Annotated in this window: 14 protein-coding genes; 6 read left to right on the plus strand and 8 right to left on the minus strand. The window is 69.7% G+C overall.

What is annotated here, in order from left to right:
* Positions 1-4: 4 nt before the first annotated feature.
* Positions 5-691, minus strand: a complete 687-nt coding sequence (locus LAJ19_RS04975; protein ID WP_225477201.1) for an ABC transporter ATP-binding protein — start codon at positions 689-691, stop codon at positions 5-7.
* Positions 692-783: 92 nt separating this feature from the next.
* Between LAJ19_RS04975 and LAJ19_RS04980 the strand changes: the two genes are divergently transcribed.
* Both LAJ19_RS04980 and LAJ19_RS04985 read left to right on the plus strand, forming a co-directional pair.
* Positions 784-1,479, plus strand: coding sequence for a Crp/Fnr family transcriptional regulator (locus LAJ19_RS04980; protein ID WP_225477202.1), 696 nt, complete (start codon positions 784-786; stop codon positions 1,477-1,479).
* Positions 1,480-1,534: 55 nt separating this feature from the next.
* Positions 1,535-2,269: an MBL fold metallo-hydrolase gene (locus tag LAJ19_RS04985; RefSeq protein ID WP_225477203.1), complete on the plus strand. Its 735-nt coding sequence runs from the start codon at positions 1,535-1,537 to the stop codon at positions 2,267-2,269.
* 506 nt (positions 2,270-2,775) lie between these two features.
* Here the strand turns inward: LAJ19_RS04985 and LAJ19_RS04990 are convergent.
* From LAJ19_RS04990 to LAJ19_RS05000, 3 genes are all read right to left on the minus strand, one after another.
* The gene (locus tag LAJ19_RS04990; RefSeq protein WP_225477204.1) at positions 2,776-3,249 is read right to left on the minus strand and encodes a MaoC family dehydratase; all 474 of its coding nucleotides are present in this window, start codon (positions 3,247-3,249) and stop codon (positions 2,776-2,778) included.
* 22 nt (positions 3,250-3,271) lie between these two features.
* Positions 3,272-4,132, minus strand: coding sequence for an HpcH/HpaI aldolase/citrate lyase family protein (locus LAJ19_RS04995; RefSeq protein ID WP_225477205.1), 861 nt, complete (start codon positions 4,130-4,132; stop codon positions 3,272-3,274).
* A gap of 211 nt (positions 4,133-4,343) precedes the next feature.
* Positions 4,344-4,982 (minus strand): hypothetical protein, encoded by a 639-nt coding sequence (locus LAJ19_RS05000; protein ID WP_225477206.1) that lies wholly within the window; start codon positions 4,980-4,982, stop codon positions 4,344-4,346.
* 312 nt (positions 4,983-5,294) lie between these two features.
* Here LAJ19_RS05000 and LAJ19_RS05005 point away from each other — a divergent pair, with 312 nt between their 5' ends.
* From LAJ19_RS05005 to LAJ19_RS05015, 3 genes are all read left to right on the plus strand, one after another.
* Positions 5,295-5,774 (plus strand): GreA/GreB family elongation factor, encoded by a 480-nt coding sequence (locus tag LAJ19_RS05005; protein ID WP_225477207.1) that lies wholly within the window; start codon positions 5,295-5,297, stop codon positions 5,772-5,774.
* 188 nt (positions 5,775-5,962) lie between these two features.
* Positions 5,963-7,306 carry an aspartate--tRNA(Asn) ligase gene (gene aspS / locus LAJ19_RS05010; protein WP_225477208.1) on the plus strand — a complete coding sequence of 448 codons (1,344 nt, stop codon included), beginning with the start codon at positions 5,963-5,965 and terminating at the stop codon, positions 7,304-7,306.
* A 66-nt stretch (positions 7,307-7,372) separates the two neighbouring features.
* Complete coding sequence (locus LAJ19_RS05015) at positions 7,373-8,152, plus strand: alpha/beta hydrolase family protein (RefSeq protein WP_225477209.1); 780 nt, start codon at positions 7,373-7,375, stop codon at positions 8,150-8,152.
* A gap of 60 nt (positions 8,153-8,212) precedes the next feature.
* Here LAJ19_RS05015 and LAJ19_RS05020 read toward each other — a convergent pair whose 3' ends face one another.
* The 4 genes from LAJ19_RS05020 to LAJ19_RS05035 form a co-directional block, all read right to left on the minus strand.
* Entirely contained in the window at positions 8,213-8,890 is a 678-nt protein-coding gene (locus LAJ19_RS05020; RefSeq protein ID WP_225477210.1) for a polyamine aminopropyltransferase, read from the minus strand.
* Positions 8,891-8,966: 76 nt separating this feature from the next.
* Positions 8,967-9,485, minus strand: a complete 519-nt coding sequence (locus tag LAJ19_RS05025) for a chromate transporter (protein ID WP_225477211.1) — start codon at positions 9,483-9,485, stop codon at positions 8,967-8,969.
* 85 nt (positions 9,486-9,570) lie between these two features.
* The gene (locus tag LAJ19_RS05030; RefSeq protein WP_225477212.1) at positions 9,571-10,164 is read right to left on the minus strand and encodes a chromate transporter; all 594 of its coding nucleotides are present in this window, start codon (positions 10,162-10,164) and stop codon (positions 9,571-9,573) included.
* An 85-nt stretch (positions 10,165-10,249) separates the two neighbouring features.
* Positions 10,250-12,280 carry a thioredoxin domain-containing protein gene (locus LAJ19_RS05035; RefSeq protein WP_225477213.1) on the minus strand — a complete coding sequence of 677 codons (2,031 nt, stop codon included), beginning with the start codon at positions 12,278-12,280 and terminating at the stop codon, positions 10,250-10,252.
* Between the two features lie 121 nt (positions 12,281-12,401).
* Here LAJ19_RS05035 and LAJ19_RS05040 point away from each other — a divergent pair, with 121 nt between their 5' ends.
* Entirely contained in the window at positions 12,402-14,231 is a 1,830-nt protein-coding gene (locus tag LAJ19_RS05040; RefSeq protein WP_225477214.1) for an arginine--tRNA ligase, read from the plus strand.
* Positions 14,232-14,315: the final 84 nt, after the last annotated feature.

Below are 14,315 nucleotides of genomic sequence, written 5' to 3' on the forward strand. Positions count from 1 at the left end.
CGGCCTAGCGGAAGTCCGGGGCCTCGTCGGTGAAGCGGCCGTCCAGGAGGTGCAGGCTGCGGTCGGCGTAGCGGGTCAGGCGATCATCGTGCGTAACGAGCAGCACGCCCGCTCCCTCCTGCCGCGCGAGGTTCACGAGGAGTTCCGCGACAGCCTGCGCGTTGGCGCGGTCCAGACTTCCGGTGGGTTCGTCGGCCAGCACCACGGCCGGCCGCGCCGCCAGGGCGCGGGCCACCGCCACCCGCTGCCGCTCCCCGCCGCTCAGGACGCCCGGGAACGTCTCCTCGCGTCCGGCCAGGCCCACCTGGGCGAGCAGCGTCCTGGCGTGCGCCGCGTCGCCCCGGCCGGACAGCCGGCAGGGCACGAGCACGTTGTCCAGCACGTTCAGGTCTTCCAGCAGGTAGTGATGCTGAAACACCAGGCCCACCTGCGCGGCGCGGCGCTCCGCCCGCACCTGCGTGCCCAGCGTGTCCACCCGCTCGCCCGCCCACCACACCTCACCGGACTGTGGGGTGTCCAGGCCACCCAGCAGGTGCAGCAGGGTACTTTTTCCGCTGCCGGACGGGCCGGTCACGGCCACCACCTCGCCCGGCATGACATTCAGGGAGACGCCGTGCAGCACGGTCAGCGGCCCGAACGCCTGCGTCAGGGCCCGGGCATCCAGCGCGGGAAGGGAGGTCACGCGGGGCATAGTAGTACGGATGCCGCGCGGCCGTCAGGGCCGCGTTGTTCCGCCGGTCGTGACTGTTCAGCGCGGGTCCTGGCCGCTAGGATGGAAGCCTCATGGCCCGGCTGGACGACCTCAAACTTTCCCCCCTCTTTCAGAACGTTCCGCAGGAAGCGCTGCAGGAGGCCGTGCAGGTCACCACGGAACGCCAGTACCGGGCTGGTCAGGCCATCCTGGAGCAGGACGCCGAGGGCGAAGCGCTGCACCTCATCACGCGCGGCGTGGTCCGGGTGTCCCGCGTCAGCCTGGGCAGCCGTGAACGCGTGATGGGTGACCTGTACGCTCCGGCCGTGGTGGGGGAGACGGCCGTGCTCGGCGGCGGGGAACGCAGCGCCACGGTGCGCGCCCTGACCGACGTAACCACCCTGATGCTGTACCGCACGCACTTCAAGCAGATCCTGCGTCGCCATCCGGACGTCCTGTGGAACCTCAGCGCCATGCTCGTGCGGCGGGTCACGTTCCTGAACGACGAACTGATCGCGTTCGGCCTGAACACCGAAGCGGCCCTGAGTCACGTGTTCACGAACCTGTACCGCCAGCGTGTCCGGGCGGGCGTGCCCACGCCTGAAGTGCTGCCCCTGGGCACGCAGGACATCATGCAGCGTATCTCCTCCAGCCGCGAGACGGTCTCCCGCGTGATGCGCAAACTCTCCGAAGCGCAACTCCTGACGTACAACGGCCAGCAGGTCACGCTGCTGGACGTGGACGGCCTCATGAGCATCACCCTTGAGGAAGCTGAAGGCCTGGAGTAGGTTACCGCCGCAGAACACGCGCCAGCACGCACGCCCCCGGGGTACCCTGCACGGTATGCAGCGCCTAGGTGACGTGATCGTCCTGAACCTCACCGTGTCCCTCATGGGTGGCCCGGGTCTGATTCACCCGGTTGCTCTTGTCGGCCCGGACCACACCCTGACCCTGGTGGACACCGGCACGCCCGGACAGCTGGACGGCCTCATCGCGGAACTTGGAGAGGCCGGGTACGCACTCGGGCAGGTCCGGCGCGTGGTCGTCACCCACCATGACCTCGACCACATCGGCAGCCTGGAAGACGTCGTGCGCGCCACAAACGCCGAAGTGTACGCCCTGGACACCGAGGTGCCCTTCATCACCGGCGAGCGCCGCGCGCAGAAACTCCCCCCGCCTGAGCAGGCCCAGAGCATGCTGGCCGACCCGGACCTGAGCCCGACCATGCGCGCCATGCTCACGCGCGAACCCGTCCGTGTCCCGGTGCAGCGTCCCCTGCGGGACGGCGACCTGCTTCCCGGGGGTGTGCGCGTCGTCGCCACGCCCGGCCACACGCCCGGCCACCTCAGCCTGTACGTCCCGGCCGGGCACGTTCTTATCAGCGGTGACGCCCTGACCTCCCGTGACGGCACGCTGCACGGCCCCATGGAGCGCGCCACGCCGGACATGCCCACCGCCCTGGCGTCGGTGCGCACCCTGGCCGAACTGGACGTCCAGACCATCGTCACGTATCACGGCGGCGTGGTCAGCCAGGACGCCGGCGCCCAGCTCCGCGCGCTGGCCGCCCAGTCCACCTGACAGGCCGCGCGCCTGTTCCGCACCCGTGGGCTTCGCGTGGGCTGGCCGGTTCACGCCTGGCCTGGAATGACTGTTCAGCTCCACCTCCTGAGCCAGATACCCCCGCGTTTCCCAGGCCGGCCTCACACCTGGCGGAAGCTGTCCTCCTGGCACCCTGGGTGGCCTGCGCTCCGCGGCTTTCCACCAGAACGCCCGTGCGTTCGCCCTGCCCAGGTCAGCATGGCCCTTCACCGGGAAGGCCCACGCTGTTCACGACGAGAAGCGCCTGGCCGTGCAGGCCGACCGCTTGAACGCGCCGGGCCACTTCACCACCCTCCGGCAGGTCTGCCCGCTGAGCCTGCCACGCTAAGTCGGCGCTGGACTTTGAAGAGGCAGCCAGGGCCTGAACCTGTTCGCGCCCCGTCTGACGGCGGCTGGTGCAGCCTGAGCGCGGTGATCTCCGACCCGGTGCAGTGACAGGCGGCGCTGGCGTGCCGGACGCTGTCACTTCGCCCAGGAGCCGCGGCTCAGGCGGGGCGCTTCTGCATCAGGGCCGTGCGTTTGCAGCGCGCGACCACCTCGTTGCGCTGGTTCAGCGCGCGGTGCTCCACGGTCACGATCCCGGCGTCCGGACGGCTGCGGCTGTCGCGGACTTCCAGCACCTCGGACTCGGCGCGGATGGTGTCGCCGTGAAACACCGGGTGGGGAAACACCACGTCGGTCAGGCCCAGATTGGCGACCAGGGTGCCCAGCGTCAGCTCGTGCACACTGAGGCCCACCAGGAGGCTCAGGGTCAGCAGGCTGTTCACCAGGGGCCGGCCGAACTCCGTGTGCGCCGCGTACTCATGATCCAGATGCAGCGGCTGGGGATTCATGGTGAGCGTCGTGAAGAACACGTTGTCCGCCTCGGTCAGTGTGCGCGTCACCCGGTGGCGGATGACGGCGCCGGGCTGGAGTTCTTCCAGGTAGCGGCCCTGCGGGCGGTTCAGATCCTCGTTCATCGGTAACCTCGGTGGGGTGGGCTCAGGTGTCGCTGCCGGCCAGGATGGCGCGTGCGGCGGCCAGCATCGGTTCATCCACCATCTGACCTTCAAAAGCGAACGCGCCGTGACCGCTGAGGCTGGCGTCGTGTGCGGCGGCCAGCAGGGCGCGGGCGCGCGTCTTCTCGGCTTCGGTGGCGCCGAACAGGTCGTGCGCCAGGGCCACCTGCGCCGGGTGAATGCAGAGCTTCCCGGCGTACCCGAGCGCGCGGCCCAGCGCGGCGTCCTCACGGAAGGCGGGTTCGTCGTTCAGGCGCGGTACCACGATGTCCAGGGCGGCCACGCCGGTCAGGCGGGCGGCGAGGGCCACCTGTGACCGGGCGTACAGCACTTCCAGGCCACCGGGGGTGCGGCGGCCACCGAGGTCGGTGGTGTAGTCTTCCGCACCGAAGTACGTCCAGCGCACGGCGCCTTCGCGCAGGATGTCATGGGCGTTCCAGACGCCAGCGCCGGTCTCCAGTCCCGCCAGCAGTGGCAGACTCAGGCCGTGCGTCGCCAGGGCGTTCACGACCTCACGCACGTCGGCCACGGACTCCACCTTCGGGATGATCACGCCGGCCAGTTCCGGTGTCAGTACCGTGAGGTCCTCCGCGAAGTACGGCGAGTGCACGGCGTTGACACGCACAAACACCGGGAGGTGCGGCGCGGCGGCAATCAGCTCCCGCGCCGCGTCTCGCGCCACCGGCCGCGCGGCCTCCTTGGCGTCGGGCGTGCCGAGAATGGCGTCTTCCAGGTCGATTACCACGGCGTCTGGAGCGCTGCGGGGCAATTTGGCCACCAGGTCAGCGCGGTTTCCGGGAGCGAACAGCAGGCTGCGTGGGCGGCTCAGCCGGGTGGCGGTCACCACAACCGCCCGGGCGAACAAACGTTTGTTGACATGCGCAGAGCATACCGACTGAATGCTCCGCCGCCCAGCCTGAATGGGTCAGGCCCACCGCCAGACCACAACACCGGGTTGACGCCTTCCCGGCGCGTGGAGGCGACCCTGACAGGCGCGAAATACAGTCGGGCGCGCCGGACGGGTTACGATCCCGGCCGGCGCGCCCGAAGGTTCCTCAGGCGTCCTCGCCGGACCCGGGCAGGGGCGTCGTGCGGGGCGGACCCCCGTCAATGCCACCCGAGCCTCCCACGCGCGGCCCTTTGACCTCCCCCCCGGCGTCCAGGCTGGGGTCGGCGAGGCGCGGCGCACCCACACCGCCCTGTGCCCCTTCCGTACTGAAATCGGAAAAGCTTCCGGGGACGCCGTCATCAAAGGCGGGTTCGTCATTCACGTTGTTCGGCACGAAGTCCGTTCCGTACGCCATGGCGTTGTCGAGCATCTCGGTGCGCAGGGACGGGTCCACGCCGTCATCGTAGGCGAGCCCCGCGCCGGCCAGCGCGGCACTGCCGGGACTGCCCGCCCGGCCGCCCGTCACGTCGCCAGACACCGGAAAGTCCTCTTCGGCCTGCGCCACACCGCGGATCTCCTCCGCGTTCGACTGCGTGTCCTGGCTGGCCGGGTCATCATCCCCCGGCAGAGAGTAGTCGCTGGTGGCGCCGGCGCTCAGGCCGCCGGTCGGTCGCAGCCGGGCGTCCGTGTCATCACTCTCGGGGCGTTCGGTGTCGTCGCCACCGGCTGTGGCGTCGTCCTCCAGGCGGTCATTCAGTTCAGGGTCGAGATCGGCTGTGGGATCGCGGTTAATGGGGTCAGTCATGGGTTCCTCCCGTCGGGGGCCGCTGGGCGCAGGCCCGCGCACTTCCACGATTAGAGTCCCGGCCCGGCCGTTCCCGATGAGGAGGACGGTAACGCGCCTTGGTTCAGACCTTAACGCTCACCTGCCGGTTCCTGCGTCCCCTGCCGTTCAGACCCACGAGGGGCCTGAGAAGCGGGCGGCGCCGCATCACCAGGGCGGGGGTACGTGAACTGACCTTGGCCGATTTCTTGCCGGAGGCCGCCGCCGCCGCGCTTCAGTGAGAGCGGTCCGCGGGACCCACCCCACACGGGTGCCCCGCAACAGGAGGACGGTATGGCAGAACAGATTCCCATGACGGCCGACGGCTACCAGCGTCTGGAAGAAAGCCTGGCCCGCGAACGTGACCGGCGCGAGGCCGCCATTGAGCAGATCGCGGCCCTCAGAGATGAGGAGAGCAATCTTGAGGACCGCAACCTCGAACTGGCGCAGATTGACCTGCAGACCATGGAAGCGCGCGTACTGGAACTTGAGGACGTGCTGGCCCGCGCCGTGATCGTGGAAGCCCCCGAAGGGGAGGAACGCGTGCAGCTCGGCTCGGTGGTCATGCTTGCCGACGAGGAGCATGGCCGCGAGCTGCGCGTGCAGCTCGTCAGTGCTGTGGAGATCGACGCCACGGCCGACGGTCCCACCCAGGTGAGTGACGACAGCCCGGTCGGGCAGGCCATCAAGGGCCGGCAGGCCGGGGACAGCGTGGACGTTGAACTGGCGGACCGCACCACCCGGTACGTAATCCGCAGCATCGGCGCCCGGTAATCCCGCGGCGCCGTTCATCCTGCCTAGCTTCTGGCGTTGACCACCCGCCTCGGGCGCCGCTACACTCCCTGCATGATCGCGGCGAACAACAACGTGAATGATGATCCCTGCTAGGGGACGTCACGCCGCATACCGCGCCCCCGACCCCACACCGGAGTCGGGGGCTTTTCAATGAAGGAGCACGCATCATGACCACCCAAGCGCAGTCCCCGACGCCCCCCAGCGCCCAGCCCGCCCTGCCCCGCACCCTCACCCGTGACCTGAAGCAGTTCGACGGTCAGACCGTTCGCCTGCAGGGGTTCGTGCATGCCCGGCGTGACCTGGGCGGCGTGCAGTTCATCGTGCTGCGCGACGTGAGCGGCGTCACGCAGTGCGTCGGCAGCGGCCTGAATCTGCCCCTGGCGGAAAGCAGCGTCGAGGTCACCGGGAAGGTCAAGGCGCATCCCAAGGCGCCCGGCGGGTTTGAGGTGCAGGTCGAGTCGTTCCGCGTGATCTCGGCGGCGGTGGAGCCCGCCCCTGTCGAGATTCCCAAGATGGAATGGAACGTGAACCCGGAAACCATGCTGGACTACCGCGTGGTCACGGTGCGCGGCCTGAAGGAACGCGCCGCGCTGAAGGTTCAGGCGGAACTGGTGGCCGCGTTCCGTGACCACCTGATCACCGAGGGCTTCACGGAAATCAGCACCCCGAAAATCGTGTCTGCCGGCGCGGAGGGCGGCGCGAACCTGTTTCCCATCGACTACTTCGGTCACCCCGCCTACCTCGCGCAGAGCCCGCAGCTGTACAAGCAGATCATGGTGGGCGTGTTTGAACGCGTCTTTGAGGTGGCGCCCGTGTACCGCGCCGAGGAGCACGCCACCAGCCGTCACCTGAACGAGTACCTGTCACTGGACATCGAGATGGGCTTCATCGAGGATGAGGAGGACGTCATGGACCTCGAGAACCGCGTGCTCTCGGCCATCATGACCCGGCTGCGCGCGCGGGCCCAGGCGGAATTCGACCTGCTGGGCGCCACCATCCCCGACGTGCCTGCCCACATTCCCCGCATCACCCTCATGGACGCCCGCGCCCTCGTGACCGAGAAGTACGGGCACGCGGTGGGTGGCAAGGACCTGGACCCCGAAGCGGAACGCCTGCTGTGCCAGCACTACGCCGAAACGCAGGGCAGCGACTTCGTGTTCGTCACGAAGTACCCCCGCGCCGCGCGGCCCTTCTACGCGCATCCGGACGTGAACGAGGACGGGACGCCCAGCACCGAGATCACGCGCGGCTTCGACCTGCTGTTCCGCGGCATCGAGATCACGTCCGGCGGGCAGCGCATTCACGACCACGCCATGCTGATGGACTCCATTGCCGCCTACAAGCTCAAACCCGAGACCCTTGAGGGCTACACCGAGGTCTTCAAGTACGGAATGCCGCCTCATGGCGGGTTCGCGATCGGTGCCGAACGCCTCACCGCGAAACTGCTGGGCATCAGCAACGTCCGCTACGCGCGCGCCTTCCCCCGCGACCGTCACCGCCTCACCCCCTGACCCGTGACAGGGCCCTGTTCACGTTGGACGGGGCCCTGGGCACGCCGGGGACAGTAGCATCGGCGCATGACGGACCGCGGCCGGGGCAACAACGAACAGGGTCTTCAGGAGGAATTCGCGCAGTTCAGCGTGGGCGGACAGCGGGTGTACGGCATGCTGCACCGCCCGCCCGGCGCGTCCGGCGCGCACGGGCACCCCAGCGTGATACTCCTGCACGGCTTTACCGGGAGCCGCACCAGCGACCACCGCATCTTCCCGCTGTTCTCGCGGCTGCTTGCGGGGCGGGGCGTCGCCAGTCTCCGCTTTGACTTTCGCGGCAGCGGCGAAAGCCAGGGGGACTTCAGCGAGATGACGGTGTCCCGCGAGGTCGAGGACACCGCGGCTGCCTTCGAGTACATGCGCCGCCAGCCGGACCTGGACCCCGAACGGGTGATGCTGCTGGGCTTCAGCATGGGCGGCCTCGTGGCGGCGCTCGCCGCGCCGCAGGTCCGCCCGCACCGGCTCGCGCTGTGGGCGCCGGCCCTGCCGGACCTGTGGCTGCCCATGCTGCGCGGCGGATTCCTGCCCGCCACCATCACCGATCACGGCGGGTGGCCGCTGGGCCGCGAGTTTCTTCAGGAGGTCACCCGGACCCGGCCGCTGGACGCCGCCGCCGGCTGGGGAGGCGAGGCGCGGGTGTTTCACGGAGACGCCGACCGGACCTGCCCGCCCGAGTGGGGGGTGCGGTACGCGCAGGCCCTCCACTGCGACGCAGTTGCCATCCCTGGCGCGGGGCACACCTTCGACTCGCTGGAGCAGACGGAGCTGCTGTTCCGCGAAACTGCCCGGTTCCTGACGGGTCAGTAGCAGCTGGCTTTGAGGTGCACGCCTGAGCGGCGCTGCGCCGCCTGGGGGGAACGGCCAGGGTCAGGGGGTGCGGGCCAGCCAGACAGTGTGCCCGCCGCCCTTCGTACCGCGGGCCCGGACGCGCCGCACCTGCACCTCGAAGCCAGCGCGCCCGAGTGCCGCCGTGAAACGCGGCACCTCATCCACACTCCAGACGGCCAGCACCCCCCCGGGCCGCAGGGCCGCCCGGGCGTTCGCCAGGCCGCGCGGCCCGTACAGACCGTCATTCCCGGACCGGGTCATGCCCTCAGGACCGTTGTCCACATCCAGCAGCACCGCGTCGAAGTGTTCCGGTGAGGCGCGCATCACGGCGTCCACGTCCCCCACGGTCACGCGCGTCCGGGGGTCGTTCAGGGGGCGGCCGGCGACCTCGCCCAGCGGTCCGTGGTTCCAGGTAACGACCTCCGGCACGAGTTCCGCCACGGTCACCTGGGCGTCGGCGGGCAGGGCGCGAAGGGCGGCGGCGAGCGTGAACCCCATGCCGAGCCCGCCGATCAGCACGCGCGGCGCCGCCCGTTCGGCGATCAGGGGGAGGCTCAGGTCCGCGAGGGCCTCCTCACTGGCATGCTGGCGGCTGTTCATCAGGTCGTACGCGGCGCCGCTGACGCGGATGCTGAATTCCGCGTCCCGCTGCCACAGTTGCAGTTCGTCGCGGCTGCCGGGAATGGGCGCGCGGCCCAGCGGCACCCAGGGCTTCACGCGGCGGTCCCGCAAACGGAAGGAAGAAGCGGCATCCGGTCAGTGTACCGCCCGTGCGGGTGACCCACGATGAGGCCTACAGGCCAATCAATGCGCCGAGCGCCGCGGCCCCAATGACAACCACGGCGGCATTCACGCGGGTGCCCTGAAGCAGCGCGAACGCCGCGGCGGCGATCAGGACGCCCGTCCAGCTGTGCAGGCTGCCGCGCGTGAGAACCAGCACGCCCGCGAGCATCACCCCCGCCCCGAACGGCAGCAGGGCGCTGCGCACGGCAGGCAGCCAGCGCCAGCGGCTCAGCCGCTGCCACGCGAGAATGGCGAGGGCGCTGAGCAGCGCGGTGGGACCGTAGAAGCCCAGCGTGGCGGCCAGCGCGCCCGGCCAGCCGCCTGCGGCAAACCCGTAGTGGGTCATGGCGAGCATATTCGGGCCAGGCATCACCTGCCCAAGCGCGAATCCGTTGGCGAGCACCTGCGGCGTAATCCAGTGCTTCTGGTCCACCAGGACCCGTTCAATCTCCGGCAGGTTCGCCCCGCCGAAACTCACGAGCCCCAGGCGCGTGAAGGTCAGGAAAATGTCGAGCGGGTCGGCTGTCATGACGCCGGGCGAACCAGGCCCTGCGTGGCCGTGAATGGACCGAGGGGGGAACAGGGGAGCGCGTCCCCCCCAGGCGGGCGGGCCGTCATTCGCCGCTCCGGGGACGGTGCACGACCAGCCCGACCGTGAGCACCCCCGCCAGGACGAGCAGCAGGTCCAGATGCAGCCACGCCAGCGCGAGGAAGGTGGCGCCCGCCAGAACCGGTCCGCCGCGGATGCCGGCCGTGACTTTCAGCACGGGCAGGGCAGCGGTGAGCATGACCCCCAGGGCGGCAGCGGCGGCGCCGCGCAGTGCGCTCTGCAGAGGCCCGGGGAGTCCGCCGGGAACGCCCAGCGTGAAGGCCGTGACGGCCAACATGACGATCAGGCCGGGGGTGAGGATGCCCACCACGGCCAGCAGGGCGCCCGCCTGGCCGCTCAGGCGGGCGCCGATCATCGCGGCGAGATTCACCGCGTTCGGGCCGGGTGTGAGCTGCGCAAGCGTAAACGCCTCGGCGAATTCCGCGTCGGTCATCCAGCCGCGGGTGTTCAGGGCGCGGCGGGTGTGGGCGGGCAGGCCCCCGCCGATGCCCACCAGGGCCACCCCCATGAACAGGCGCAGCAGGCTGGCCGGGGTGGGCGGCTGGGGGGGTGGAGCGGGCGGCGCGGTGGTGGTCAGGGGTGAGGAGGGCGCGCTCATGCTCTGAGCGTAGCGCTCCCCTCAGCTGACGGTCGGTACTACCCTGGTGACAACAGCAGGGCGGTCTACGGAACTCCCGGTCTGGTCAGGTCAGGCGCAGCAGCTGACCCCGCAGGACTCCGGCGTCGGTGGTGGGCAGGTCGCACGCGCGGCTGACGCAGACGTACGCGCGGCCCCCACCCGGCCGGTCCTGCAGCACAGGCAGATCCCCACCCTCCTCTGTACACGTCAGCGCCACGAACGGCAGAAACACCCCGGCGACCACCTGCTCCAGCGCCCGCCGCTCCTGCGACGTACCGATAATCGCCACCTCCGCATGCGGCGCGTTCAGGAACGCCGCCGCCTGCCACAGCCCCCCAAACCCCATCACCGCGGCCTGCATATCGGCCCGGAACGCACTCACGGTCCGCCGGGCAAGCGCCTCGGCCGCCGCGTCCCCGAAGTACCGTTCCATCCACACGCCCAGCAGCGCGCCCGCTGCGTTGTCCGAGAGCACCGCGCTGTCAAATCCCGGTGCCTGCCGGGCCAGCAGCACCTGCGCCCGCCCGCCGGACGCCATGAACACCCCCGCTTCCTCATTCCAGAAGTCGCGCCGCACCACGCCCCACAGGTCCCGCGCCCAGTGCAGGTGCTCGAGGTTCCCGTCCGCCTGGAACAACGCAATGAGTCCCAGCGCGTACAGCGCGTGATCCTCCATCAAACCTTCCACCCGCGCCTGCCCGCCGCCCCAGGTGTGGTGCAGCGTGCCGTCCGGCCGGCGCAGGCGCGTCCGGACGAACTGCGCGTTACGCTGCGCCACGGCCAGATACGCCTCATCCTGCAGGATCCGCGCGGCGTCCGCGAACGCTGCCAGCGCCAGCCCGTTCCACGAGGTGAGCACCTTGTCATCCGTTCCTGGCTGCGGCCGCGTGTGCCGCTCGGCAAGCAGCCGCGCCTTGAGCGCGTCAAGGTGCGCGCCCAGCTCCGCCTCGGTGCGCTGCGCCTCCAGCGCCAGATCGGGCACGGGCAGCGCCACGAACAGCACGCTGCGCCGCCCTGCTTCGGGCCGGTGAGGATCCAGGAAATTGCCCGGGTCCATGATCCCCAGGTGGCGGCACAGCAGCGCGCCGTCCTCGTCACTGAGCGCCGCCCGGACCTCCGCCGGGGTCCAGGTGAAGGTGAGGCCCTCCACGCCCTGAGTATCCGCATCCTGCGCGGAAAAGAACCCGCCGTCCGGGCCGAGCATCTCGCGCTGCAGGTACGCCAAGGTGCTGCGGGCGGCCTGGGCGAACGCCTCGTCTCCACTCACCTGGTACGCGCGCAGCAGCGTTCGCGTGAGCTGCGCATTGTCGTACAGCATCTTCTCGAAGTGCGGGACCCGCCACGCCTCATCCACGCTGTAACGGTGAAAACCCCCTCCCAGCTGATCGTGAAGGCCGCCCGCCAGCATGCGCCGCAGGGTGTGCAGCGCCATCAGCCGCCCGTCCGGGCGGGTCAGCAGGAAATCCAGCGTGGTTGGCGCCGGGAATTTCGGCGCGCCCCCAAAACCCCCCAGCGGTTCATCGAACACCCGCCGCAGGTTGCCCACCGCCCGCTCCAGCGCCTGCGGACCCACCTCACCGTCCGACGGACGGGGCCGGCTGGCCTCCCGCACGTGCTCGGTCAGCGCCTGCGCGTTGCCCAGCAGGGTGTGCCGCTCTTCCCGCCACGCCCGATCCACACTCGCCATGACCCGCATGAAACTGGGCAGGCCGTGACCGTCCTGCGGCGGGAAGTACGTCCCGGCGTAGAACGGCGCGCCGTCCGGCGTGAGGAAGACCGTCATCGGCCACCCGCCGTGCCCGGTCATGGCCTGCGTGGCGGCCATGTACACCGCGTCCACGTCGGGCCGCTCCTCGCGGTCCACCTTGACGTTCACGAAGTGAGCGTTCATGAACGCCGCGACCGCGTCATCCTCGAAACTCTCGTGCGCCATCACGTGGCACCAGTGGCACGTGGAGTACCCCACCGACAGCAGGACCGGCACGTCTCGCTCCCGGGCCGCCGCGAACGCCGCGTCCCCCCAGGGCCACCAGGCCACCGGGTTCTGAGCGTGCTGCCGCAGGTACGGACTGCTCTCCTGACCAAGGCGGTTCATGCCCGCAGCGTAGCGCCCCCCGGGGCGCGGGGGCAGAGCCTGAACGCCCGCCGCACGGTCCGCTCATGCCTGTCCCTCGGGCCATCATGTGCCCGCGGCGTATCCCGTACACTTCTCAGTTATGGACTTGAAGGCACAACTCAAAGCAGCGGTCGAGGCGGCCGCCGCGCAGATGGGCGCTCCTCTGGACGCTGCCATCCAGGACACCCCGGCCAGCAAACCCGGGGATTACGGCACGCCCGCCGCATTCCAGATGGCCAAGGCGCTCGGCGCGAACCCTGCTCAGGTCGCGCAGCAGCTCGCGCAGACGGTCACGCTGCCGGAAGGAATCAGCCGCGTGGAGGCCGCCGGGCCGTTCCTGAACTTCTTCGTGGATGTGGGCGGCTTCGTGCGCAACGTCGTGACCACTCCGTTCGCGATGCCCACGCAGGGCGGGAAGGTCGTCATTGAGCACACCAGCGTGAACCCCAACAAGGAACTTCACGTGGGGCACCTGCGCAACGTGGTGCTCGGCGACAGCATGGCCCGCATCTTCCGCGCCGCCGGACACCAGGTGGAAGTCCAGAACTACATTGACGACACCGGCCGTCAGGCCGCGGAGAGCCTCTTTGCCATGGACCACTACGGCCGCCAGTGGGACGGCACGCAGAAGTACGATCACTGGCTCGGCGAGGGGTACGTGCGCCTGAACGCCGACCCGGCCAAAGCGGACCTGGAAAGCGGAATCCGCGAGATCATGCACCGGCTGGAAGTGGGCGCGCTGCGGCCCCTGGTGGAACAGACCGTGAAAGCCCAGCTGGACACCTGCTTCCGCATCGGCGCCACGTACGACCTGCTCGTCTGGGAATCCGACGTGGTCGGCAGCGGCTTTCTCGCGCAGGCCATGAACATTCTTGAAGACAGCCGCTACACCACGCACCCCACCGAAGGCAAATTCGCCGGGGCGTTCGTGATGGACGTCAGCGAATTCATGCCCGGCCTGGAAGAACCCAACGTGGTGCTGCGCCGCAGCGACGGCACCGCCATGTACGTCGCCAAGGACATCGGGTACCAGTTCTGGAAGTTCGGGCTGTTCGAAGGCATGAAATTCAAACCGTTCATGCAGGACCCCGAAGGGCGCGCCATCTGGACCAGCGCTCCGGACGGCCAGCCGGACCTGGAACGGCGCTTCGGGCATGCGGGCGAGGTCATCAACGTCATCGACTCCCGCCAGAAGCACCCGCAGATGCTCGTGAAAAGCAGCCTGGGGGTCGCCGGGGAAACGGAGAAGGAGACGCGCAGCATTCACCTCTCCTACGAGTTTGTGAACCTGAATGGGCAGACCATCAGCGGGCGCAAGGGCATCACCCTGGCCGTGGACACTGCGCTGGAGCAGGCGGCCGCGCGCGGCTTTGCGGAACTCAGCGAGAAGAACCCCGACCTCGCCCTGCGTGAGGACGCCCAGGAGATCGCACGGCGCATTGGCGTGGGCGCCCTGCGCTTTGCCATGCTGCGCAACGAACCCAGCCGCGCCTTCGATTTTGACCTGGACAAGGCGAGCAGCCTGCAGGGTGACACGGCGCCGTACATCCAGTACGCCGCCGTGCGCGCCGCGAACATCCTGCGCCGCGCGCAGGAAGCCGGCCACGCCACGGACGGCACGGGAGCCGCGTGGGACGCCCTGCCCGACGTGGACCTGATTCTCGCCAAGCAGGTGGCCCGCCTGCCTGAAGTGGTCGCGCAGGCCGTCAAGCTTCACTCTCCGCACGGCGTCGCGCAGTACGCCCTGGACCTGGCCACCAGTTTCAACGCGTGGTACAACGCCAAGGACAGACAGGGCAAACCGGCCACGAACGTCCTTCAGAGCCCCGAGGGGTTGCGCGAGGCTCGCCTCGCCCTCGTGGCCCGCCTGCGCCGCGCCTTCGAGGAAACCCTGGACCTCATCGGGATCGAGATTCCGGCGGCCATGTAACCCGCAGTGGGGGAGGGTCTAGCCCCTCCCCGCCTCAGAAGCAACGGCCCTCAGCTCGTGCTGGGGGCCGCTGCTTGTCGGAAT

The organism is Deinococcus taeanensis (assembly GCF_020229735.1).
GTDB lineage: Bacteria > Deinococcota > Deinococci > Deinococcales > Deinococcaceae > Deinococcus > Deinococcus taeanensis.